Source organism: Nocardia sp. NBC_01730, assembly GCF_035920445.1.
In the GTDB taxonomy this organism is placed as follows: Bacteria; Actinomycetota; Actinomycetes; order Mycobacteriales; family Mycobacteriaceae; genus Nocardia.
This window is the reverse complement of sequence record NZ_CP109162.1, coordinates 107,912-129,514: the sequence shown is the minus strand read 5'-3', so window position 1 is coordinate 129,514 and position 21,603 is coordinate 107,912. Positions and strand designations below refer to the sequence as shown.

The following is a 21,603-nucleotide window of genomic DNA, read 5'->3' as shown; positions in this document are numbered from 1 at the left end:
CCGCATACCGTACGCGAATCCTCCTGAGGCCGACCAGATCTCGTCAGAGCACCTAGATGGACCGGTCGATCCGCAGATGCGGATCAGCGCTCCGTACCACGGAACGAAGCGCCGACTCGACGTGTCCACCCGGGAGGGGCGGGTGCGGGACCTACCGCATCAACGCAAGCGCCGCCCGCACCCCAGAAATCCGTACTACTCTCCCCTCACCAGCAGCTGATCCCAGCCAGCGAAATCCAGCCATGCTTGCTGGTAGTCGTCGGCGGCAATCGGTGCCGCCAGACGAGGGATGCCGAAGGCATTCACCAGCGTGTCCAGATGAGCGGCGAGCTCGCGACGGCAGGCGGTGAGTTCGATGCCCAGCTGAGCCGCTTGCTCCGAGCTGAGCAGGCCCTGCGCGCTGTACCAGAGGGCATGCGCCTGCAGCCGTTCCAATCCATAAGCCGCGGCCAAGACACCGAGAAGACCACGGGCGCGTCTATCCGAACTGTGCTGCGCCGCAGCCAACAAAGAGTCGGCGGCTAGTCGCTCGGCTGTCGCGGTGGAAAGCTCGATCGCCGCGGAGTCGGCTCCGAAGACGTCTGCACCGTTGTCGCCGTCCTCGGCCGTCGACGCCAGCGCGCGTTCTCGCTCGGTGAGCAGCCGCTGCCACCACGGTGCGTCGACAGGCGGATTCGCGACCTGCAGTCCCGTGATATCCATATGTCGTGGTGCACGTCCTTGGGCTACCTGCCGAGGCAACTTCCCCGTCGTCACTTGAAGAACCTGGTTCTCGCCCTCCGCCGTGACGATTCCTTCCACGTTCCCGGCCCACTCGGTGAGGTAGTTTGCGCGCAGGGCTCCCTGAGCTGCGCAGCGTTGCCGGCATACCGACAGAACCGCCAATGCGGTATTCGACAGGATCGGTTTGGCCAGCATCGCCCGTACCGATCGGGTCACGTCGGCACTGGTACCGAAGCGTTCGCGAACATCTCGGGCAAGCGTGGTCATCGCGTACACCTGCGCGACACCAGAGGTGAGGTCCCGCAGGAAGGCATCGCGTTCACTCAGGGCCGGCCCGGCGCCTGCGCGGCGCTGTTTCGCATAATGCCAGGTAATCGCCGTCCCGGCCCGGGCCCCGGCCACCGCCGCACCGGCCAGGGTGATCCGCCCGGTCTGCAACGGGTTGATGGCCCGATGGAAACGCTCGCCGCGCGACAGGTCGCAGACCAGCCGCCCACCAACGACCCGGGCCCAGTCCCCTCCCAGCAGTCCGTCGGCGGGGACCACCGCATCGCGGAACATGATCATCGCGTTGTCCATCGGCGCCCACGCCTTGTCGGGCAACGCCGCGACGTCGACACCAGCAGCAAGACCTGTGGTCGTACGTAGTCGTAGGAGAAACGGAAACACTCCTTCGTCGACGCCGTCGATGACCAGACGGGCGGTGACGATCACCGTCTTCGGTATTCCGCCGTTGGCGACATTGGGCATGAACTTCACTGCTCCGGCATGCGGAGTGCGTAGCAGGAAGGTACCGTCGGGCTGACGGATCGCCAGTGTCTGCATGTCGGTGCCGTTGGTGCCCCCGAGTTCGGTGTGCAGTAGTACGCCGATCGCATCCGCCCGATCCAATTCGTCCATGCACTGCTGCTGATAGGGCGAGCCGTTGCCCAATTCCTCGATCCCGCCGACAGCGAGGCGGAAATGCCCCGAGAGTATCGGCAGCAGGCGGGGAGCGGCGATCGCTGCCCAATCGAACACGGCACTGAGCAGTGCGGTGTCGGCGGCGATGCGCCGGGAAGACCCGCCCAGAACACGAACGAGGCGGCGCAGCATGTCGTAGCTACGCCGCACGTCGGAGTCATACGTGGCGCCCGGGGCATGGCGATCGTCGAGCCCGACCATCGCCTTCTGAACCCGGGTCTGCAGGTGGTGATCGTCGCCGAACAGGGCGACCTGCAGAGCCGTGGTTGTAGTGTCGACGTGCTGCGGCTGATAGGACAGCGATGGCGCGAGTCGGGCGGGCGGGTCGGTGATGGTCATGATTTCTCCTAAGTTCGTTGGTGCCTCGGGTTGGCGCCCTGGATGCCACGGGGCCGTGGGGTGTAGCTGACGACGTTCCGCAGAGGTGTTGTTGCCTAGGAGGGCTGGCTGCCCCCGGCCGTGCTGGGCACTTCGGCTGCTGATCGAGAGCAGATGCGGATCGGCGCTGCTCGAGATCCGGCGGTGGGGTTGTCCGCGGGTCCGGTCTGGGCCGAGAAGACAGCGATAGTGGCTGTGCACCAAAGGATCTGGATCGGCATCCGCACCAGCTACTACATCGGCGTGATGGCCGGATGGGTCGACGGCGTGAACCGACTGCGAGTACTGCTGGGCTCGATATTCTCCGGCTCCGAGGCAGCCTTCGACTACAGCGCGCGCGCCCCGCTGATCGTGGTCACCGCCCGGTGCACGACAGCGGAGATCCAGGCGGCAGGAATCGATGGTGTCACAACACATCGCACCGAGAACGGTGCCTGGACCGCCGCGATCGGCAAGACCGCGACCGCCGCCGTCGCGACAACCGAAGCACACACCCTCGCGCTGCCCGGCGAGACCGATACCGCGATGCTGGTCAAATTCCTGGCCACACTGTCCAGGCTGGAAACCGAAGGCCCGCCCCGGCAGTTCTCCGAATGCACAAGCAGTAGGACGATCCATACCCAGGCCTTCCTAGCACTTGCCGACCGACTGGTCGACGCGCTGGGGGCACTGCTGGGCGATGGACGCGAAGACACCCGCGAAACATCGACTCCCGCCGTTACCGCGACTTGGCACAGGCATTGGGAGTCCTTCCTTGCGAGGGCACAGCAGGGCGATGGCGCCGATCCGCGGTGCGGTGATCGGCTCGCCCACATAATCAAGAATTCCGAAGCGACGTTAGGGGTCGTGCAGCGTCAGTCTGATTTCGGTGACGCTCAGCAACATCCGGGCGTTTCTCCCGATTGCAACATCTTCACTCCCCTCGAGTGATGCTGGAATTGCACATCCCGAAGCAACCCTCTCGCGCATGTTTGGCAACCTTATGAACAGGGCATGAATTCTGCGTGCCGTAACCGACCACAGCTCCGCAAACCCGAAAGGGTGACCAATATCGCCTGATGGGACAGGCCTTGCTAGTGAACTCTCACAACTCTGCCATGAGGCGATCATACACGTAGGCAACGATTTCCACCCGCCGAACGCTAGCTGACTCTTAACCCATGAGCCGGACTGCCAGCGGCAGGTGTCGTTATCAGTGGTCAGCCAGCCGGATCGTTCAGTCACTCAGCGGGATTCGCTTGCGCGAGTATGCCGGGTTTGCTGCGGCCGAACACCTGTTGTTCGAGACGAGTGACCCGTGCTGGGCCGGCACGGGCGGGCTGCGGAGCAGCCGCAGGTGTGGACTGGTCTGGGCAAGACGCCGCGAGCAATCGACGCCTGTGCGTGCGGGTCGGCCGAGTGCCTGCTGATGCGCGGGAAAGCGTTGATCGGGTCGCCGGCAGCGAATGTCGCGGTCTATTTTCGGAAGCCGACGTAACGGCCGAGCTTGCTCGAAGTGAACGTGGTGTCGATCAATTCCATCGGCGGCCCGGCACATGCGTCGGCCAGCTCGAACGGATCCATCCCCGACGCTGACATCGGTAGAACTCCCCGCCACGAACGTCGACGGTCCTCCGCGACACCGGCCGAATCGACGTCAGGTACACCGGCCATCGAAGCCCTCGGTTGTGAAATTCGCTGCCGCAAGAAGAATGTCCAACCGAGGGCTTCGTCGCAGATCGACCTCGGGTGCTGAACCGATACCCGAGGTCGAAGTCGAATCAAGGCTGATTTGCCCCGCGGGTTTCCTTAAAAGACATTCAGCGGTGGCGACTTGGGAAAAACGACCGGCATAGCCGCCAATGCACGATGGAAAGGCCCCGGCCGCCAGGACAGGCGGTCGGCCGGACAGGCGAGCCGCATTTCGGGCAGCGCGTCGAGCAGCTGATCGATGGCGTTCTGCGCGACCAGGTACGCGACGGACTTGGCGGGGCAGGCGTGCGGCCCGGTACCCCAAGCCAGATGAGAGTGGTTGTCGGTGTACTCCCCGTCGTGGATCGCCGGGTCGTTGTTGCAGCCCGACATGCTGATGACCACCGGCTGGTGCGCGGGCAACCAGACACCATCGATCAGGGTCGGCTGCCTCGGGTAGGTGACGCTGAAGTTCGCCAACGGCGGGTCGGTGAACAGCAGCTCGTTGAGCGCGTCACGCGTCGAAGGGCCTCCGCCGGCGAACCGGTCGTCGGTGAGCATCAGCAGTAGAGCGTTGGCGATCAGGTTCTGCAGCGGTTCGATTCCCGCGCCATAGAGGGTGACCAGTTGATTGATCAGCTCCGCGTCCCCGAGCTTGGTCGGATGGGCCAGCAGTCGCGTGGCGATGTCGTCGCCCGGCTCAGCCCGCTTGAGGCTGATCAGATCGAACAACGCGCCGGAGAGTATCGCGTTGATCTTGTCGGCGTCCACTCCTTCGAACATCGCGGCCAATGCATAGGCCACCTGCTGCCCGATATCCGGCGGACAGCCGAGTATGGAGTTGAGCACGGCAAAGGTCAGTGGGAAGGCGTACTGGCTGATCAGGTCGGCCGCGCCGTCCCCACAGAACGTGTTGATCAGCGGGACCGCGACCTGCTCGACAGCACTGTGCAGCGCGTGCAGATCGATCCCATCGATCGCGACCGTGTTGGCCTGCCGATAGCGCGCGTGCTCGAGTCCCGCACTGCGCAAGGCATTCGGGCGCCACTCCAGCATCGGCAGGATCGGACAGTCGCCGGGTACGCTCTGCTGCCAGGTGCGCGGGTCGGACGGAAAATGGTCAGGATCGTTGAGAATTCGCACTGCGGTGTGGTAGCCGATCACCAGCGTGGCAGGAATGCCGGGCGACAGGTCCACCGGCACCAGCGAACCGTGACGGCGTCGCATCTCGCGGTAGGCATGATGCGGGTCGGCGGCGAATTCCTCGGAGTACAAAGCAATTCGGGGAATGTCGGTGTCGATCGGTGATCCGTGCCCGACGGGGCAGGTACCAGCTTGGGTTGGGTGCTGTGGCGTGGTCAAAGACGTGACTCCAGGAAAGGAACAGGAATACGACGGGCGTGCTGAGTGAACTCGGGCGTGTGCCCCTTGTGTCGGAGAGCAGTGTCGGGGCGGGGTCGGGACTCGATCATGGCGACGTGCACCGCCCTGACGACCCACCTCGGCGCGACAAACCCTTGGGAGGTGCGGCTACTCCCCTGCAGTCAGGTAGACCGGTAGCGTCCGGTGCCCATTCGAGACGAAGCTGACCACAGGTTCCAGCTCGGACTGAGCCACAGCCAACCGCAGGTTCGGGAAGCGCCGAAAGACAGCCGGGAGGGCGATGGACGCCTCCAGCCGAGCCAGCGGGGCGCCGATGCAGTGGTGGACACCATAGCCGAAGGCCACGTGCTGGTCCTTGGTCGAACGCGTGACATCGAACTCGTCGGCGGTGGCGCCGTGCACCTTCGGGTCGCGGTTGGCGGCTGCGTAAGAGGCCAGGATCGCCTCCCCCTTGGGGATGTGGATCCCGCCGATCTCGATGTCGTCGACGGCGTAACGCAAGGGCAGATGCGCGACCGGTGCCTCGAAACGCAGCGATTCCTCCACCAGATCCGACCAGGAAACCCGGCCCTCGACCACGTCGGCGCGCTGCCGCGGGCGGGTCAGCAGCGCGAAGACAGCCTGGTCGAGCAGGTTGACCGTCGTCTCGTGCCCAGCGTTGATGACCAGCATCAGCGTGTCGACGAGTTCCTTCTCGGTCAGCTGCGAGCCGTCGTCCTCGTCGCGGGTGGCGATCAGCACGCTGGTGATGTCATCGCCAGGTTTCTCCCGCCGGTATGCCACGAGTTCACTGACGAGTCGATACATTTCGAGGTAGTTGGCTTGGGCTTGCTCGGGCGTGAACGAGCCGTCGAAGAACCCGTCGACACATTTGTGCATAGCGGGGCCCAGGTGGTCCGGCACGCCCATCAACTCGGTGATGACCTGGATCGGGACCGGGTATGCGAATCGCTCACGCAGGTCGACCATTACACCCCGCGGGGTCGCCGACAGCTCGTCCAGCAGGTTGTCGGTGATCGACTCGATCCGCGGACGCAGCGCGGTGGTGCGACGGTGAGTGAACGCCGGCGCAACCAATTTCCGCAGGCGGCGATGGTCCGCACCGTACGCGGTGAACATGTTGTCCGCCGACACCCAGGGGTGCAGTGGCCAGTCCTGCGTGATCTCGCCGTTCACAAATGCCGCCCAGTGCTGCCGCGGGTCCTTCGACACCCGGGGGTCGGCCAACAGGCTCTTGAGCACGACAGCGTCGGTCACCGACCACGCGGGCACACCGCCGGGTAATTCCACCAGAGTGACCGGCCCCCGCTCACGGATCCGCACCGACTCGCCCTGGATGTCGGTGCCGGTTGTGTCCAGAGCTATCGGTTCACGCTGCATCGGACGCTCCTTTACGGCATGTTCAATGGCGGAGACTTCGGGAAAACGACCGGTAATGCAGCCATCGCCCGGTGGAACGGACCGGGCCGCCAGACCAACTCGTCCGTAGGCACGGCCAGCTGCATCTCGGGGATGGCGTCGAGCAGCTGATCGATGGCGTCCTGCACGATCAGGTATGCCACGGACCTGGCCGGGCAGGCGTGCGGCCCGGCGCCCCACGCCAGATGCGAGCGATTGCCGGTATAGTCGCCGCCGCGGATAGCGGGATCGTTGTTGCAACCGGTCATGCTGACGACGATCGGTTGATGGGCAGGTAGCCAGGTGTTCTCGATCAGGATCGGCTGCCGCGGATAGGTGGTACAGAAGTTCGCCATCGGCGGATCGTCGAACAGCACCTCGTCGAGTGCGTCGCGGGTCGACAAGCTCCCACCGAGGACGTCGCCACCGAACCGTTTGTCGGTGAGCATCAACAGCAGGGTATTGGTGATCAGATTCTGCTGCGGCTCGATGCCCGCACCGTAGAAGCTGATCAGCTGGGAAAGCATCTCCGCGTCGTCGAGTTCGGCCGGGTGATGCGCCAGCCGCGAGGTGACATCGTCGCCGGGCTGGGCGCGCCGGAGCTGGGTCAGCTCCATCAGCGCCTCGCTGAGCGTCTGCATGCCCCAGGCGGCATTGACCGTATCGAAGAGCGCGGCCATGCCGGTCGCGACCCGCTGCCCCAGTTCCGCCGGGCAGCCGACCATCTGGTTGATAATCTCGAAGGCGAGCGGGAACGCGTATTGGGTCACCAAGTCCGCCGAACCGTCCGCGCAGAAGGTGTTGATCAGCGGGATGGCGATCTTCTCGACCTTGGAATGGAGCGCGTGCAGATCAATTCCGTCGATGCTCGCGGTATATGCCTGGCGATAGCGAATATGCGCGTCCCCGCTGTTGCGCAGCGCATTCGGGTGCCACTCCATCATCGGTTTGATGGGTGAGTCGTCAGGAATGTTCTGCTGCCATCTGCGTGGATCGGCTGGAAAGTGCTCGGGATCGTTGAGGATTCGCAGCGCGGTGTGGTATCCGATCACCAACGTCGCGGGCACATCCGGCGCCAACTCCATCGGAACCAGCGAACCGTGCTGACGGCGCATCTCGCGGTAGGCGCGATGTGGGTCGGCGGCGAATTCCGGGGTATGCAGGAGAACCCGAGGACCATTGTTGTCGATCGGCGAGCCGTGCGCGACGGGGCAGGTTCCGGGTGTGGTGGCATCGGACACGAACGTTGGGGATTGTGGCGTGGTCAAAGACGTGACTCCAGACGATGGAACAAGAATTCGACGAGTGTGATCAGTGAGCGCAGACACGTGCCGCGGTCACGCGCGTCGAGTGTGGTCAGCGGTGTGTCGGGTTCCAGGTCGAGCGCGTCGCGGACTTCGTCGAGGCCGTAACGCCTGGCACCCTCGAACTGGTTGACGGCGACGGAATACGGCACGCCACGTTGCTCGAGCACCGACAGAACCTCGTCCGACTTCTCGATACGCCGGGTGTCGACCAGCACCAGCGCGCCGAGCGCGCCGCGGGCCAACTCCTCCCACAGCGGAACGAAACGCTTCTGCCCGGGTGTGCCGAACAGGTAGAGCGCCAGTTGCGGGCTGAGTGTGATGCGGCCGAAGTCCATGGCGACGGTCGTCTCCGATTTGCCGGGCAAACCGGCCATGTCGTCGACACCGACGCTGGCCTCGGTGATGGTCTCTTCGGTGCGGAGCGGCCTGATCTCCGAGACGCTGTTGACGAACGTGGTCTTTCCGACACCGAAGTTGCCTGCGACGAGCAGCTTCACCGACCGGACCACGGTGTCGGGCACGTAATCGACGGCGTTGTCAGACCGCGAGAGCACGGAGCCCATTGAGTACCTCCTCCAGCAGGGCGATCTCCGGCAGGTTTTCGGCCGGGGTTGGGATGACCATATGGTCGCTGTCGAGGAGGTCGGCCACGATGATCTTCACGACGGACGGCGGCAGGTCGAGATAGGCGGCGATCTCGGCGATCGACAGGGCACTGCGGCACAGCGTCAGGACCCGGCGGGCGTCGGGGCTCGCACCGGGCGCCGGATCCTTGGCGGCAACGGCCAAGGTGACCAGGTCCAGTTCGCGAGTGGGACGCGAACGTCCCCCGGTGCGCACGTAGGCGCGCACCAGATCGGGATCACGCCGGGACCTCGTCATGGCACTTCGCTGCCGTCGGGCCTCCTGCGGGGCTGGCTGCCGAGTTCGCGCCCGACCCGCGAGGCAAGCTCGTTCATCCGATGCGCGACGAGACCCACATCGATATCGGTGGTGGTGGCGACGCCGAGTAACGCACCCTCACCCGCGGCGGTGATGAGGATCATTCCCTGGTCGTACTCGGTCATGTTCTGCCGCACACCGTTGTTCGCGCCGCCGCAGAACTCACCGAGCGCCTTGCCGAGCGACCGCAGTCCCGAGGCCGCCGCGGCGAACCGCTCGGCATCGTCCTTGCTGATGCCGCTCGAGTGCGCGATCCGCAGACCGTCCTCCGACAGCAGGACCGAGAACCGGACACCGGGAATACTGAGGTCCTCGAGTAGCCAGCCCAGTTTGTTGTTGCTGTCGGTCACCGGTGTGCTCATCAGGATGTCATCCCTTCGGTGTGATCTGTTGCGGCGGCACGGCCGCTCTGGGAGCCGCTCTGCCACGCGGCCGCGATATCAGGGCGGGCGAGTCCGGTTTCGGTGCGCGGTTCCCCCGGTGCCGATTCGGACACCGACATGACAGTTCGGCGCCGCCGCTTGGGTAGGCCGCCGCTGGTAATCTCGTGCACGGTGGACCGCTCATCCTCCCTCGGCTGCTCGTTCACTCCGGCCAGCACCGATACCGGCTCCGGCTCGGGCTGTGCGGGACTGGCGGCTTCGACAGACGGTTCGACATTCTGCGGGGCGACCAGCAGGGACTCGGGGACGTACACCATCGCACGCATGCCGCCGTAGACGTTGGGACCGTCGATGTACACGGTGAAGCCGTAGCGGCGGGCCAGCGCGGCGATACCGGGAAATCCGACCTTGGGCGCGGGACCGAGCTGGTGGATGTCGACCGGGCGCTCGTTCGCGAGCACCTGCCGAGCGTCTTCCATCTGCTCGGCGTTCATCCGCACGCCCGCGTCATCGATGATGACGGTGACTCCGTGGTGGCCCTCCTGGAAGCTGACGTCCACGAAAGACATCGGCGGAGAATAGCGCAGCGCATTGTCGAGCAGAGTGGCCAGCGTATGTACGAGCGGTTCCACGGCCCGGCTGATGACGATCCGGTCCAGCTGGCCGGAGCGCACGCGCAGGTAATCACGAACGCGGCCGGTTGCGCCGCCGACGACGTCGGTGAGCGATTGCTGCGGCCAGCGCCGACCGGGCAAGCCACCACACACAATGACGAACGCCTGCGCCTGGCGGATCATCTGCTGGATGGTGTGGTCGATGCGGGTGAGGGTCGCGTAGACCTCGTCGTCGCGGTGTTCGCGCAACGCGGCGCTCACCACCTGGCTGACGTCGGCGCCGAGGCTGACCACGGAGGTACCGAACGAGCGGACCGCGGCGCTGGTCGCCTGGCGCGACGCCGAGGACACCTCGGTGCGCGCGGCCTCCTCGGCGGCCTTGATCGCCTGGTGCGCTTCGTTGTTGGTCTGTTCCCTGGTCTCCGAGCGCATCAGGCTCAGATCGTCGGCGTACCGCTCGGAGATCCAGCGCAGGCACTGTGCGAGCCGCGAATTCTCCATGCCCGCCTGCACTTCGACCGGAGGCACCTGCGACTCGAACCGGCGGATCGATTCGGCCACCGCGGGCAGCGTGGTGGCGGCGAACCGCTCCAGCGTGTCCTCCGTTGCGCGCTGTTCCCTGGTTAGAGCCTCGACCCGGTCTCGCTGTCCGTTGGCGTACTGCACTGCATATAACGCCCCCGCTACGGCGATCACCAGAGCGGCGGCGAGGATCCATGAAAGCACCACGGCGATATCTTGATTCATCAGTTCTTTCGTCGTTGACATGTCTCGAGGAATCGGCTCTCTGCCATCCTGCTTCGCTCGCCTTCCCTCGCCTACCGACCATGGACTGACCGGGTCGGTCGGGTCCGTGTCGGAGGACCAGAACCCCGCGTCGGCACTCACCGCGCGCCTACCGCACTGTGCCCGCAGGGCAGACGATTACGCGTTGAATCGCCCACCGAACGGACTGTGTCCGAACGGTTACCAGAACCCGACCATTCGCACATTAGCAGTATTTCAACGAAGTCTCTCCCGATCCCACCGACACTTTTACGCTTCCCCGAACTGAGACGACCGGCACCGCAGGTCTCGGCCTGAATGCGCAATAATGTTGGGTTGCAATGGAATCCGATCACCGGTCGCTCTACGCGAGGGTCAGGAGCGCGAACGGGCACCGACCGAGGTGGTGCCGCACCCGCACGCGCCGACGTCCTCGACAAGGGAAGTCCCAGGCAGAATGGGCGTTCACCGATCTATCAACGAGTCTTGACGGCGCATGGATTCGATTGCCTCCGCAGGTGCCCGACGAGACGGTCCAACGCGTCGGGCCTATCACTCGAATACCGTCGGCCGACTCCATTCTCGGCACGATCACATCCGTCCGCCCGCACATCGAAGGGACCGCCGGTACCGGATACCATGCGCCCATGGCAAAGCTGAGGGTCTCCGTCGACGTCCCGATCTCCCCCGAGGATGCCTGGTCGCACACCTCCAACCTCGCCGAACTCGACAAATGGCTGACCATGCACGAAGCGTGGCGCGGTCCCATCCCCGCCGAGCTGACCGTCGGCACCGAGCTGGTCGGCATCGCTTCCGTGAAGGGCCTGCGCAATCGGGTGTCCTGGACCGTGCAGGCCGCCGAACCGCCGCGCCGCCTGCACTTGACCGGCGCGGGCAAGGGTGGCACCAAACTGGGCCTGCAACTTCTCGTCGCCCCGAAAGGCTCCGGCTCCCAGGTCACCGTCGACATCGAACTGGGCGGCAAGCCGCTGTTCGGCCCGATCGGCTCCGGGGTCGCCCGCGCGGTCAAAGGTGACATCGAACGTTCCCTCGACCGCTTCGTCGCCCTCTACGCCTGAGTTCCTGCCCCGAGATCCGCTATGCGGCAGGCCCGACACCGCGAGAGCCGATCCAGTTGCCCGATCATTCCTTACCGCGTCGTCCCCGGCCGTCGTGATCGAGGATGCGCCGCCATCCCTGGGAGTAGCCATGAGATCGGGATCCGACCTGCGCGCTCGGTGTGGCGGCTACGCGAATGCCATGATCGGACGGCTTCGTCTTCCCATGCTCGATCTTCGAGACCTCGGACTGGTGCCTGGCCTCCGATTTCGCGAGCCGGCGGCTGGTGAGCCCGGCGTCTCGCCGGATCTCGCGGCAGCCGCTGCCCGAGCGCCTCACGATCTACCGAAGGCATCGAAGACTTCCTCGGCGTGGTCGCGGTCGCGATACATGTCCCAGGCGGTGTCGGCCAGGCGATCGGGGTCCAGGGTGTGGCCTTCGGGGCTGCCGAAGCGGGCCGGGTCGGCGGTGACCATGGCGTGGATGTCGCCGCGTTCGACGAGGCCGCCGATGGTGAGGGTGCCCGCGTAGACATTGCGTTCGGCCAGGGCCGCATTGAGGGTGAGAGCGTAATTGCGCAGGGCTGCGGTCGCCAGCGCGAGGTGCCCGAGCATCGGCATCGGGCGGACGCTGGACAGGCCGCCCGCGAAAAGCAGTGCGCCGTCACCGCGGTCGAGCATGCCGGGCAGCGCTGCGCGCACCACATCGATTGCAGGCCAGACCCAGTCGAACGCGGATTGCGCTGTCGCGACGTCGATTTCGGTGATCGCTACGGGCTGCTGAGCCGGGCCGGGGCCGTAGTACGCCACGGCGACGTCGCCGTCGCGGCGGATCTCGCCGAGTATCGCACTCAGGCGTGATCGGTCGGTGACGTCGGCTACGTGGGCGCTGGCGTCGATGCCGCGCAACGCGAGATCCGCGAGATACGCACCGTGCCTGGTATCGCTGCGCGAGACGAGCGCCACGCGGAAGCCTTCGCGGCCGAAGCGCCGTGCCATCGACATTCCGAGACCGGGGCCGACGCCGACGATCAGGGCAGTTTTGCTGTCCACCATTATTCTCCAATAATTTGAGGGGGTCCTCGATTTATGTACGGTAGCACGAATTCGAGGTGCCCCTCAGATTTTGTAGAATGTCGCCATGACCAGACCGCTGCGCCGGGACGCGGCCCGCAATCGCGAGAAGCTGTTGCGGGAGGCGGCCGACGTGTTCACCGAGCAGGGCCTCGACGGCTCCCTGGAAGAGGTCGCGCGGCGCGCGGAGGTCAGCATCGGGACGCTGTACAACCATTTCCCGACCCGCGACACACTGATCGACGCGCTGATCCCGCCGCGGGTGGCGGCGTTGGACGAGATCGCCGCGCGAGCGGCGACCGAGCCGGACGCGTGGGTGGCGTTCACCGGGTTCGTTGGCGATCTGCTCGACCGGCTGACCGCCGATCGCGGACTGCTCGAGGCGTTGACCGGCGACCATCCCGCAGCAGCCCAGCTGGTCGAGGCGTGCCATCGTGGCATGTCGCAGCTGTCAGCGGTTCTCGAACGCGCCAGGCAGGCGGGCGCGGTGCGGGCCGACGCGAGCGACGAGGACGTCGTCAACCTCCTGTGGGCGCTATCGCTGCTCGGCGAGGCCACCGGCCCTATCGCATGGCGCCGATGCCTGAATTTCGTGCTCGACGGCCTCCGGACCAGCTGACCCGCAGAAAGGATTGCGCATACCGTGCCATTCGCCAAGGCTTCCGACGGGGTTCGCCTCGCCTATCAGATCGCGGGCGCGGGCGAGCCGCTCGTCCTGCTCGCCGGGCAGGCCAACAACCACCACTGGTGGGATGGCATTCGCGACGACTTCCGGGCCGAGCACCGCACGATCACGCTCGACTGGCGCGGCACCGGGGACAGCGACAAGCCCGACGAGGTCTACAGCACAAAGGAATTTGCCGACGATGTCGTCGCGGTGCTCGACGAGATAGGCGTCGAGCGAGCGGCCGTCTATGGCACATCCATGGGCGGACGTGTGGCCCAATGGCTCGCGGCCCGCCAACCGGATCGGGTGCACACCCTGGTGCTCGGCTGCACCTCCCCCGGCGGCAGGCACAGCATCGAGCGCGGGCCTGAGATCAGGAGGTCGCTCGCGCAGCCGGATCCGTCCGCCGCGCGACAGGCTCTGCTGGAACTGATGTACAGCCCGGCGTGGCCGAAGACCACGTCCGGACCGCACAACACGCTCGGCGATCCCACCATGCCCGCCTACGCGAAACGCAGGCACCTCTACGCCAGCAACAAGCACGATGCCTGGGATGTGTTGCCGGATATCCGAATTCCCACGCTGGTAGTGCACGGCACCGAAGACAGGTTCAATCCGACCGCGAATGCTCCCCTGCTGGTCGAACGCATCCCCGGCGCGCGACTGCACCTCATCCCCGGCGCCAGGCACGCATACTTCGACGAATTCCGCGCCCTCGCGAGCCCGGTCGTCCTGAGCTTCCTGGACGAGGCACGTTCCTGATCCCTGAGACGATATGCGACCGAAAAACGCCCGCCGCACGCCGTCGACGACGTTCTCCGAGCCGAGCCTGCCGCGACCCGGAAAGTCGTCGTCGCAGGTCACTTGCCGCGTCGGAGTGGGCCGACGGGCGAGTTATCGACCGATGAACGAGGCATCATGCGCACCGGTTCGCATTCGACTGACAGACCCGGAACGCCACGGAACTACACATGTATCGCCGGCGCCGCGTTGGCGGCCTCCGGGTTCTTCGCCTTGGTCCGCGGCAGGAAGAATGCGGGGACCAAGGTGAGCACGATCAGCACCAACGCCACGATGTAGGTGTGACTGAACGCATGCGCGGCCTGCTGCAGACCCGCTTCGACCGCACCCAGCGGCAGCTTGCTCGCCAGCGAGGGGTCGAAGTTCGCCGCGATCGCCGGGCGGGCGAGCGGCTCGTTGTTCAGCAGGTTGGTCAGTACGACCGACATCGTCGCGGTGCCGATCGACCCCGCGGTCTGGTTGACAATGTTCATCAGCGTCGAGCCACGGGCGACCTGCTGGTGGGTCAGGGTCTGGATCGCGGCGGTCATGATCGGCATCATCGTGCAGCCCATGCCCATACCCATCACGAACAGGGCGGTGAGCAGGAGGACGTAGGAGCTGTCCGCGTCGAGCTGCACGAAGTAGGCCGTACCGATCGCGATCAGCGCTATACCGAAGATCACGATCTTGCCGGGACCGATCTTGTCGACCAGGCGACCGGCGATCGGCATGGTGAGCATCGCGCCCAAGCCCTGCGGCGCGATCAGCAGGCCGGCCTGCAGCGCCGATTCACCGCGCACCTGCTGCAGATAGGTCGGCAGTAGCAGACCCGCGCCGAAGAACGCGACCGCGAACAGCACCATGGTGAGCACCGCGAAGGTCAGTGCGCGGTTGCGGAACAGGTGCAGATCGATCAGCGGATGCTCGGTGCGCAGCGCGTGGAACACGAACGCGATCATGAGCAGTGCGCCGATAATCGCGGGAATCAGTACCTTCGCCGCCGCAACCGTCCCCTCGCCCGGGATGGAGGAGACACCGAACAGGAACAGTGCGAGGCCGGGTGAGGCCAGCAGCATTCCGAGGAAGTCGAACGATTCCGACGGCTCTGGCTTGTCGGCGGGGAACACGATGACCGCGAGCACCAGCGCGACCGCGCCGATCGGCACGTTGATCAGGAAGATCCAGTGCCAACTGAAGTTCTCGATCAGCCAGCCGCCCAGGATGGGACCGCCGATCGGGCCGAGCAGCATCGGAACACCAAGCACCGCCATCACCCGGCCAACCCGTTGCGGGCCCGCCGCGTGCGTCATGATGGTCATGCCGAGCGGCATGAGCATGCCGCCGCCGATGCCCTGTATCACGCGAAACGCGATGAGCGACTCGATGTTCCACGCCGTGCTGCACAGCACCGAGCCGAGCACGAAGAAGGTCAACGCCATGATGTACAGGCGTTTGGTGCCGAAACGGTCGGCGGCCCAGCCGGTCAGCGGGATCACGCTGGCCAGCGCCAGCGTGTAGCCCGTCATCGTCCACGCCGCGATGGCGTAGCTCGTGTCGAACTCGCGCTGGAAGGTGGGGATCGCGACGCTGACGACGGTGATGTCGAGGATGGACATGATCGCGCCGAGCACGACTACGCCCGCCACCTTGAAGACGGCCGCGTCCAGCTTGTCGGCCGACGGGTCAGGCCGAACTGCCTGGGTATCCGGAGGTTGTGTCACCGCTTCAGCGTTGCATCTCGGCGGTCTTCGCACCAGCTGTTTGCGGTTCCTCGTGCCGAGAATTCATCGAGTGCGGCGAGGGCAGTCGCGCCCACGCCCACGCTCGCGGGTAGGAGAGCTCGCGGGTAGGAGAGGCAGTCGGACTGCGGAACTTGGAATGCGACCCTGCGCCGCGAGGACCGATGTTCGACAGACCCGGCGAACGCACCAGCGGAGCGACGACCCCGTACGAAGCGCAAGCCACGTTGAAGACGAGGCGCCGCAAGCATGCGCCACTCATTCACCTGCGACTCAGCCAACTCCTTGCGGCGTCGGAGGCCGTGATCGGGCCGACCGGCGGTGCGGATCCGCGCCATGACCAGTGGTCAGTTCTGGATCAGGTCGGCAGTCGATGTTCGGGTCCGAGGCGGACCGATGGGCCATGACGTCGGCCCACCATGGGCTGAGCGGGCTCGGGTCGGGCCAGACCACGGGATCTCGTTCCTGATCGGCGGTACGCACACTCGGGTTCTCGATCATGATGCCGTTCCTCTGCGGTGGAGCAGATGCCGCGGAGGACCCTCGTGTTCCTGGGTGTCGGCCGTTCGCGACGTGTCGCCACCGAATTTCGGCGTCTCGTCGAGCAGCGCGGGTTCTCGCGGTTCCGGGCGGTACGACCGCGCTGTCGGCCCGATATGTACGGCGGGTACCACCGGAAAGGCAGAACAAACATATCGGTCGGTAAATGACTTCCCGGTGACGCACCTCCTCACCCGCACCGACAGCGTCTTCCCCCCGCCGCGGCCTGCGCGCCCGGGCGCAGCCAGACACCCCGCAACGAGGAAAGCGGGCGTTTCTCGTCCACTACGCAGGGCAATCAGTCCCATGCACGCAACGGGTAGGAATCGATAACCAGGTAGCCGACCCATGGAGGGCGCAAGATGGAACAGCACACCCAAGTCACCACCGACGATCTTCGCCGGCTGCTCGGCGCCGGGCCTACCGCCCGCCTCGTCCTTGTCGAGGGACACGTCTCCATCGCCCCTGGCGCAGATGATGGGGGCGGCCTCATCATCGTGACCCGCGAAGAGCTGGCAGACACTACGCGGGACGACTCAGGCGATCGGGCGCTCGCGGAAAAGGCCGCCATTTTTAATGCCGATATTCGCCTCCGAGGCGCCTGAGTGGCTTCCGCCGTAGTCGGCGAAAAGCCGGTCATGCGATGTTCGCACGCCGCCGGCCCGAGGCCGGATGGTTGTCCTGGGTGGTCGGTCGGGTCTACCACGGGTAGCTCAGGAAGGGATCGAAAAGAATCGCATTGCGACAAACCGTACGGTCCGACGGGTGAATACTCGGGATCATGACGAACGACGGCGATCTCTCGACAGACGAAGTAGTGGAACTCGAGCGTGCGATCGGCGTAGGTAGTCCGCAGGAGATCGGCAGCTTCCGCTTCTGGTTCGCGACCAAGCGCTGGGAGTGGTCCGCGGAGGTCGCGCGTCTGCACGGTTATGAGCCCGATGCGGTCGAGCCCACCACCGAGCTGCTGCTTTCGCACAAGCATCCCGAGGATCGCGATCGGTTGGAGGCGATGATCACCTCGGTCGAAGACGGCGGTCCGTTCTCCAGCCGCCACCGCATCATCGACACCGGTGGTCGCGTGCATGAGGTTATGGTGGTCTCCGATCGGATGACCGACGACAACGGTGACGTCATCGGCACGTGGGGCTACTACGTCGATCTGACCGACACGCTCGCCGAATGTCGCCGGGAAACTCTCGACGACACCTTGCCGCAGTTGGTCGAAGCCCGGGACGTGATCGAGCAGGCCAAGGGAGCACTCATGCTGGCCTATGGCATCAACGCCGAGCAGGCGTTCCGGGTACTCAAATGGCGCTCCCAAGACACCAACACCAAACTGCGAACACTCGCCGTCCGGGTGATCACCGGGTTACCCACAGTCGCCCGTGACGAGATAGGACTTCGGACACGACTCGACCACCTGCTGCTGACCGCACATGAAAGCAACGAACCAGTGGCGGGGCATGGAAGTCGGTAATCCGGTTCCCGGGTGCGGAATGACCCGTTTCATCGCGCCGAAACACAAACAGGCTGGACACCCGGGCGTAGGCCTTTTCAATCCGGTTTGACGCCAACTGGACCGGGTAGTCGCGCCGGGGAACACCCCTACCAGTGGAGAGGTTCCACACCATGATGATTACCCGCGGTGCGAAGCTCATCCGACTCGACAACAACGACGTGGCAATTCAAGTCGCGGCGATCCGGCGCGGCCCAGTCCCCTACGCGGAGATCGAGCCCCGTGGCGGAGGACGTCGCCGCGCGATCTTGCTGCAGGAACTCGAACGGGACTATCGGCTCGAACCCGGGCTGGCAAGGGATATGTAGCTGCCGGCGGTCCCGAGGGACTGGTTCAGCGGTTCGGGCCCGGGTACTGCGTGAGTGTGGGGCCGAGCGGGAACTCCCGCTCGGCCCAGGTGGTGCCGTCAGGCAACTGCGGTGGGCCTTCGCGCGGGTTCGGCCGAGACTTGCTGACGCAGCATGGCCAGCGTCCGAGACAAGATACGGGAAATCTGCATCTGCGATACCCCCAGTAACTCCGCGATCTGGGACTGGGTCTTGGACTCGAAGAACCGCCAGATCAGCACTCGGCGTTCACGGTCGGGCAGCGCCGCGATCAACGGACGCACCGCCATGGCGTCTTCCATCAGCCGATAGCACGGTTCGTCGGCGCCGAGGCGGTCGAGGACCGACGGTGGCGTGTCGTCCTCCTCGTCGCCGAACACCGCATCGAATGAGTTCGCCTGGTAAGCGTTGCGAGCGATGAACGCTCGGGTGACTTCGTCCAGATCGAGGTCGAGCTCGGCAGCGATCTCACGAGCGGTGGGCACATGTCCGAGCCGATGCGACAGCATTTCGGTGGCCGGGCCGATCAGCGCTTGTACCTCTTTCGCGCGCCGCGGCACCTGGACCGCCCACGTGTGGTCTCGAAAATGGCGACGGACCTCGCCCATGATCGTCGGAATCGCGAAGCCCAGGAATGGCGCACCCAAGGAGACGTCGAAGCGGTCCACCGCGTGCACCAACCCGAGCCGCGCGCTCTGAAGCAGGTCATCCACCGGCTCGCCGCGGCCACTGAATCGATGCGCGATATGGTCGGCCAGCGGCAAGCACATCCCGATGATGTCATCGCGCACCAGTCGCCGGTGCGAATCATCGGCTTCGAGGGTAGACAGCTTCTCGAACCACGGCTCGATGTCGTCGTAGGTCTCCCCGGGGCAGGGCCGATGTGGGGACTGTCGCTTCCAGGCCGCGGACTCGCTCATCAAGGACCTCCTCGCTGCCGACCAGCTTGCCAATGCACCCGCGGTACCCGACCGGTAGTGGCCGAAACCCGAAGACTCGGGGCGACCAAGAACGGTGCCGGGGCGTTTCTGCAGCTCGGCGCCATCGTTCCTGCTGAGAGTGGAATCCGCCGTCGGCTCCTTCCCGTGATTGGTTTCGAGCAACTGCCTACGGGTAGGCGGCATACGCCGTACGGGTTTTCGGCACTCGCGATCTCAGCTGCTTGCCCCGCGGACAAGCAATTCGCGCTGGTGCCGCGCAATCGGAAATCGTCTATACGAGAGGGACGCAGCAATGAGCGAACCGCATGACACCTACGACCCACCCCAGGACACCGGGCCCCCCGACTCCGTCGAGACCGACCCGGCGGCGCTCAGCAGCGCCGAGGACCTCGACGAAGACCGACTGTGCGAGGACCCACTCGAGCGAGGAATGGATCCGCCCGAACACTGGTCCGGGGCAACGAAGTACGGCATGACCCCCTGGGAGGAAGGACATCCGCGGCCACTCGACGAGCGTCTCGCTGAGGAAGAGCCCGACACTCCGATCGAGCCTTCGCAGCCGAAGCCGCCTTCCGACCGTTACGAGGAAGGACTCGGGATCTTCGCCGACATCGCGGGCGCCTCGGTGCCCCAGGATGCACGCACGCCGGAACCACCCGAGTGAGACACCGCGCACCGAACCGACAGCCGCGAGCACGATGGGCCACCGGGCGGGCAGCTGATGGCTGCCCGCGCTGCATGGTGCGCTACTGCGCCGCGAATTCGCCGATGCTGTGACCGATCAGCCATGCGGGTCGGACACCCGCCTCGGCGAGTGCCTCGGCGAGCGCGTACTCCATCGCGAAGATCGCGGGTTGCGCGAGTTCGGTGCGATCGATGTCGATACTTCCGTCGCGCAGCAGGTCGCGCACCGAGCGGCCGAGGTGGGCCGTCATGGTGTGGTCGACCCTCCCGAGGGCGCGCCGGAACGATGGGCTCGCCGAGTCCAACGCCCGTGCCATTCCGGTGCCACGGCATCCGCGGCCGCGGGTCATCGAGGCGCACGGCACCGGAACGGTGCTCGGCGACATGATCGAGGTCAAGGCGCTCGGCCGGCTGCACGCGAACAACCGTGTGCGCCCCTGTGGAATCGGTTCCATCAAGGGCAATCTCGGCCAGAGTCGACGTCCTCGGGCCGTACCCCAGCCCGCTCGCACGCCTCCCCGATCACCTGCTGCTGCGCCCACCGGTTCGGTGCGGTGATGCCGTTGCTCCGCCCATCGGAGTTGACCGCGCTGCCCTTGATCACCGCGTAGATCGGCAGGCCCGCGGCCTGCGCGTCGGCCAGGCGCCGCAGCACGATCACGGCGACACCCTCGCCGCGGACGATTCCGTCGGCGTTGCCGCTGAACGGTTTGCACCGGGCATCCGGCGCGGAGAGACCGGCCCGGGTGTAGAACACGCCGACAGCCGGGGCAGCACGAGGTTCACACCACCGGCGACGGCTTGGTCGCACTCGCCGGAAGCCAGTGCGGCACAGGCGAGGTGGATCGCGACCAGCGAGGACGAGCAGGCGGTGTCGACCGCCATGCTCGGGCCCTTCAGGTCGAACTGGTAGGACAGCCGGTTGGCGGTCATGAAGTATCCGTTGCCCGAGCCGTGCTGCGGTGTGATCGCGGCATAGTCGCTCATCTGCAGGTTGGCCCATTCATTGGCCATCACGCCGACGAAAACTCCGGTCCGCGAACCGGACTAGGCGCGCGGGTCGAGCGTGGCGTCCTCGAAGGCACGCCAGGTGGTTTGCAGCAGCATCCGCTGTTGCGGATCCATCGCCTCCGCCTCGCGCGGGGTGATACCGAAGAGCTCGGCGTCGAACGCATCCGCATCGTCGATGAACCCGCCGCTGCGGGTGTTGATCGTGCCGGGTGCACCGGCCGGGTCGTGGAAATCGTCGGCGTTCCAGCGATTCGCCGGAACCTCCGAAATGACGTCTCGTCCGTCGATCAGCAGCTGCCACAGCGCAGCTGGATCGGTTGCCTGCGGAAATCGGCAGTCCAAGCCGACGATGGCGATATCGGTCAGGCGGCGAGGGCGGACTCGGCGGCGAGGTAGCCGGCGATATCGACGATGGTGGGGTAATCGAAGACCTGCGTCGGATCGATGTCGAGCGACCACCGGTCCTCGATCTCGCCGCACAGGTTCACCGCCGACACGGAGTCGAGGCCGAGCTCGGCGAGCGGTACCGCCGGATCCACCTGGTGCGGTGCACGTTCGGTGTAGTCGGCGACTCGGCCCACGAGCCATCCCTGGATCGTCGTCGGGCAGATGACGGCTGTGCTGAACATGTTCGGCTCCTCGGCTGGTACAGGTCGGTCAGACGGTTATCGATCGGCTCAGTGCCGGTTCGAGATCCTCGTGCAGGACACCCTCGACGCGATCGTGCAGGAACG

The 21,603-nt window shown here is 65.6% G+C and carries 22 protein-coding genes and 1 pseudogene; 9 read left to right on the top strand and 14 right to left on the bottom strand.

What is annotated here, in order from left to right; genetic code table 11:
- Positions 1-195 precede the first annotated feature (195 nt).
- Positions 196-2,025, bottom strand: a complete 1,830-nt coding sequence (locus tag OHB12_RS00620; RefSeq protein ID WP_327115134.1) for an acyl-CoA dehydrogenase family protein — start codon at positions 2,023-2,025, stop codon at positions 196-198.
- Between the two features lie 228 nt (positions 2,026-2,253).
- On the opposite strand from OHB12_RS00620, the gene OHB12_RS00615 reads away from it, so the two are divergent.
- Complete coding sequence (locus OHB12_RS00615) at positions 2,254-2,994, top strand: hypothetical protein (protein WP_327115132.1); 741 nt, start codon at positions 2,254-2,256, stop codon at positions 2,992-2,994.
- A gap of 858 nt (positions 2,995-3,852) precedes the next feature.
- Here OHB12_RS00615 and OHB12_RS00610 read toward each other — a convergent pair.
- The 7 genes from OHB12_RS00610 to OHB12_RS00580 form a co-directional block, all read right to left on the bottom strand.
- The gene (locus OHB12_RS00610) at positions 3,853-5,097 is read right to left on the bottom strand and encodes a cytochrome P450 (RefSeq protein ID WP_327115130.1); all 1,245 of its coding nucleotides are present in this window, start codon (positions 5,095-5,097) and stop codon (positions 3,853-3,855) included.
- A 168-nt stretch (positions 5,098-5,265) separates the two neighbouring features.
- Positions 5,266-6,498, bottom strand: coding sequence for a cytochrome P450 family protein (locus OHB12_RS00605; protein ID WP_327115128.1), 1,233 nt, complete (start codon positions 6,496-6,498; stop codon positions 5,266-5,268).
- Between the two features lie 11 nt (positions 6,499-6,509).
- On the bottom strand, positions 6,510-7,784 hold the full coding sequence (locus OHB12_RS00600; RefSeq protein WP_327115126.1) for a cytochrome P450: 1,275 nt from the start codon (positions 7,782-7,784) through the stop codon (positions 6,510-6,512).
- Positions 7,781-8,386, bottom strand: coding sequence for a GTP-binding protein (locus tag OHB12_RS00595; RefSeq protein WP_327115123.1), 606 nt, complete (start codon positions 8,384-8,386; stop codon positions 7,781-7,783). Before OHB12_RS00595 ends, OHB12_RS00600 begins: the two co-directional genes overlap by 4 nt.
- The gene (locus OHB12_RS00590; protein WP_327115121.1) at positions 8,361-8,705 is read right to left on the bottom strand and encodes a DUF742 domain-containing protein; all 345 of its coding nucleotides are present in this window, start codon (positions 8,703-8,705) and stop codon (positions 8,361-8,363) included. The genes OHB12_RS00595 and OHB12_RS00590 overlap by 26 nt, the downstream gene beginning before the upstream one ends.
- Positions 8,702-9,127 carry a roadblock/LC7 domain-containing protein gene (locus OHB12_RS00585; protein WP_327115119.1) on the bottom strand — a complete coding sequence of 142 codons (426 nt, stop codon included), beginning with the start codon at positions 9,125-9,127 and terminating at the stop codon, positions 8,702-8,704. The genes OHB12_RS00590 and OHB12_RS00585 overlap by 4 nt, the downstream gene beginning before the upstream one ends.
- Positions 9,127-10,509, bottom strand: coding sequence for an ATP-binding protein (locus OHB12_RS00580; RefSeq protein WP_327115117.1), 1,383 nt, complete (start codon positions 10,507-10,509; stop codon positions 9,127-9,129). The genes OHB12_RS00585 and OHB12_RS00580 overlap by 1 nt, the downstream gene beginning before the upstream one ends.
- Before the next feature lie 665 nt (positions 10,510-11,174).
- Between OHB12_RS00580 and OHB12_RS00575 the strand changes: the two genes are divergently transcribed.
- Positions 11,175-11,606: a type II toxin-antitoxin system Rv0910 family toxin gene (locus OHB12_RS00575; RefSeq protein WP_327115115.1), complete on the top strand. Its 432-nt coding sequence runs from the start codon at positions 11,175-11,177 to the stop codon at positions 11,604-11,606.
- Between the two features lie 315 nt (positions 11,607-11,921).
- Here the strand turns inward: OHB12_RS00575 and OHB12_RS00570 are convergent, their stop codons facing one another.
- Positions 11,922-12,641, bottom strand: a complete 720-nt coding sequence (locus OHB12_RS00570; protein WP_327115113.1) for an SDR family NAD(P)-dependent oxidoreductase — start codon at positions 12,639-12,641, stop codon at positions 11,922-11,924.
- 85 nt (positions 12,642-12,726) lie between these two features.
- On the opposite strand from OHB12_RS00570, the gene OHB12_RS00565 reads away from it, so the two are divergent.
- Both OHB12_RS00565 and OHB12_RS00560 read left to right on the top strand, forming a co-directional pair.
- Positions 12,727-13,278, top strand: a complete 552-nt coding sequence (locus OHB12_RS00565) for a TetR/AcrR family transcriptional regulator (protein WP_327115111.1) — start codon at positions 12,727-12,729, stop codon at positions 13,276-13,278.
- A 24-nt stretch (positions 13,279-13,302) separates the two neighbouring features.
- Positions 13,303-14,088: an alpha/beta fold hydrolase gene (locus OHB12_RS00560; protein WP_327115109.1), complete on the top strand. Its 786-nt coding sequence runs from the start codon at positions 13,303-13,305 to the stop codon at positions 14,086-14,088.
- 203 nt (positions 14,089-14,291) lie between these two features.
- On the opposite strand, the gene OHB12_RS00555 is transcribed toward OHB12_RS00560, so the two are convergent.
- Positions 14,292-15,830 carry a DHA2 family efflux MFS transporter permease subunit gene (locus OHB12_RS00555; protein ID WP_327115107.1) on the bottom strand — a complete coding sequence of 513 codons (1,539 nt, stop codon included), beginning with the start codon at positions 15,828-15,830 and terminating at the stop codon, positions 14,292-14,294.
- Positions 15,831-16,750: 920 nt separating this feature from the next.
- Here OHB12_RS00555 and OHB12_RS00550 point away from each other — a divergent pair.
- The 3 genes from OHB12_RS00550 (at position 16,751) to OHB12_RS00540 (ending at position 18,215) form a co-directional block, all read left to right on the top strand.
- Positions 16,751-16,993 carry a hypothetical protein gene (locus OHB12_RS00550; RefSeq protein WP_327115105.1) on the top strand — a complete coding sequence of 81 codons (243 nt, stop codon included), beginning with the start codon at positions 16,751-16,753 and terminating at the stop codon, positions 16,991-16,993.
- A gap of 176 nt (positions 16,994-17,169) precedes the next feature.
- Positions 17,170-17,868: a PAS and ANTAR domain-containing protein gene (locus OHB12_RS00545; protein ID WP_327115103.1), complete on the top strand. Its 699-nt coding sequence runs from the start codon at positions 17,170-17,172 to the stop codon at positions 17,866-17,868.
- A 152-nt stretch (positions 17,869-18,020) separates the two neighbouring features.
- A complete protein-coding gene (locus OHB12_RS00540; protein WP_327115101.1) occupies positions 18,021-18,215 on the top strand; it encodes a hypothetical protein in 195 nt (64 codons plus the stop codon).
- A gap of 98 nt (positions 18,216-18,313) precedes the next feature.
- Here OHB12_RS00540 and OHB12_RS00535 read toward each other — a convergent pair whose 3' ends face one another.
- Positions 18,314-19,153, bottom strand: a complete 840-nt coding sequence (locus OHB12_RS00535; protein ID WP_327115098.1) for an RNA polymerase sigma factor SigF — start codon at positions 19,151-19,153, stop codon at positions 18,314-18,316.
- A 313-nt stretch (positions 19,154-19,466) separates the two neighbouring features.
- Between OHB12_RS00535 and OHB12_RS00530 the strand changes: the two genes are divergently transcribed.
- Positions 19,467-19,838, top strand: a complete 372-nt coding sequence (locus OHB12_RS00530) for a hypothetical protein (protein WP_327115096.1) — start codon at positions 19,467-19,469, stop codon at positions 19,836-19,838.
- Between the two features lie 82 nt (positions 19,839-19,920).
- Here the strand turns inward: OHB12_RS00530 and OHB12_RS00525 are convergent, their stop codons facing one another.
- The gene (locus OHB12_RS00525; RefSeq protein ID WP_327115094.1) at positions 19,921-20,313 is read right to left on the bottom strand and encodes an acyltransferase domain-containing protein; all 393 of its coding nucleotides are present in this window, start codon (positions 20,311-20,313) and stop codon (positions 19,921-19,923) included.
- Here OHB12_RS00525 and OHB12_RS00520 point away from each other — a divergent pair.
- The gene (locus OHB12_RS00520) at positions 20,243-20,416 is read left to right on the top strand and encodes a hypothetical protein (protein WP_327115092.1); all 174 of its coding nucleotides are present in this window, start codon (positions 20,243-20,245) and stop codon (positions 20,414-20,416) included. The genes OHB12_RS00525 and OHB12_RS00520 overlap by 71 nt on opposite strands.
- Here OHB12_RS00520 and OHB12_RS00515 read toward each other — a convergent pair.
- Together OHB12_RS00515 and OHB12_RS00510 are read right to left on the bottom strand one after the other, a co-directional pair.
- Positions 20,337-21,235, bottom strand: a pseudogene (locus OHB12_RS00515) (polyketide synthase); the annotation flags it as partial. The gene OHB12_RS00520 and the pseudogene OHB12_RS00515 overlap by 80 nt on opposite strands.
- On the bottom strand, positions 21,232-21,498 hold the full coding sequence (locus OHB12_RS00510; RefSeq protein WP_327115090.1) for an acyl carrier protein: 267 nt from the start codon (positions 21,496-21,498) through the stop codon (positions 21,232-21,234). The gene OHB12_RS00510 and the pseudogene OHB12_RS00515, both read right to left, overlap by 4 nt.
- Between the last annotated feature and the right edge of the window lie 105 nt (positions 21,499-21,603).

Coding starts and splice junctions, on each gene's coding strand:
- OHB12_RS00525 (WP_327115094.1), bottom strand. CDS start 20,313: ATGGAACCGATTCCACAGGGGCGCACACGGTTGTTCGCGTGCAGCCGG.
- OHB12_RS00585 (WP_327115119.1), bottom strand. CDS start 9,127: ATGAGCACACCGGTGACCGACAGCAACAACAAACTGGGCTGGCTACTC.
- OHB12_RS00575 (WP_327115115.1), top strand. CDS start 11,175: ATGGCAAAGCTGAGGGTCTCCGTCGACGTCCCGATCTCCCCCGAGGAT.
- OHB12_RS00540 (WP_327115101.1), top strand. CDS start 18,021: ATGATGATTACCCGCGGTGCGAAGCTCATCCGACTCGACAACAACGAC.
- OHB12_RS00545 (WP_327115103.1), top strand. CDS start 17,170: ATGACGAACGACGGCGATCTCTCGACAGACGAAGTAGTGGAACTCGAG.
- OHB12_RS00535 (WP_327115098.1), bottom strand. CDS start 19,153: ATGAGCGAGTCCGCGGCCTGGAAGCGACAGTCCCCACATCGGCCCTGC.
- OHB12_RS00530 (WP_327115096.1), top strand. CDS start 19,467: ATGAGCGAACCGCATGACACCTACGACCCACCCCAGGACACCGGGCCC.
- OHB12_RS00570 (WP_327115113.1), bottom strand. CDS start 12,641: ATGGTGGACAGCAAAACTGCCCTGATCGTCGGCGTCGGCCCCGGTCTC.
- OHB12_RS00590 (WP_327115121.1), bottom strand. CDS start 8,705: ATGACGAGGTCCCGGCGTGATCCCGATCTGGTGCGCGCCTACGTGCGC.
- OHB12_RS00510 (WP_327115090.1), bottom strand. CDS start 21,498: ATGTTCAGCACAGCCGTCATCTGCCCGACGACGATCCAGGGATGGCTC.
- OHB12_RS00565 (WP_327115111.1), top strand. CDS start 12,727: ATGACCAGACCGCTGCGCCGGGACGCGGCCCGCAATCGCGAGAAGCTG.
- OHB12_RS00520 (WP_327115092.1), top strand. CDS start 20,243: ATGATCGAGGTCAAGGCGCTCGGCCGGCTGCACGCGAACAACCGTGTG.
- OHB12_RS00620 (WP_327115134.1), bottom strand. CDS start 2,025: ATGACCATCACCGACCCGCCCGCCCGACTCGCGCCATCGCTGTCCTAT.
- OHB12_RS00605 (WP_327115128.1), bottom strand. CDS start 6,498: ATGCAGCGTGAACCGATAGCTCTGGACACAACCGGCACCGACATCCAG.
- OHB12_RS00550 (WP_327115105.1), top strand. CDS start 16,751: ATGGAACAGCACACCCAAGTCACCACCGACGATCTTCGCCGGCTGCTC.
- OHB12_RS00595 (WP_327115123.1), bottom strand. CDS start 8,386: ATGGGCTCCGTGCTCTCGCGGTCTGACAACGCCGTCGATTACGTGCCC.
- OHB12_RS00580 (WP_327115117.1), bottom strand. CDS start 10,509: ATGAATCAAGATATCGCCGTGGTGCTTTCATGGATCCTCGCCGCCGCT.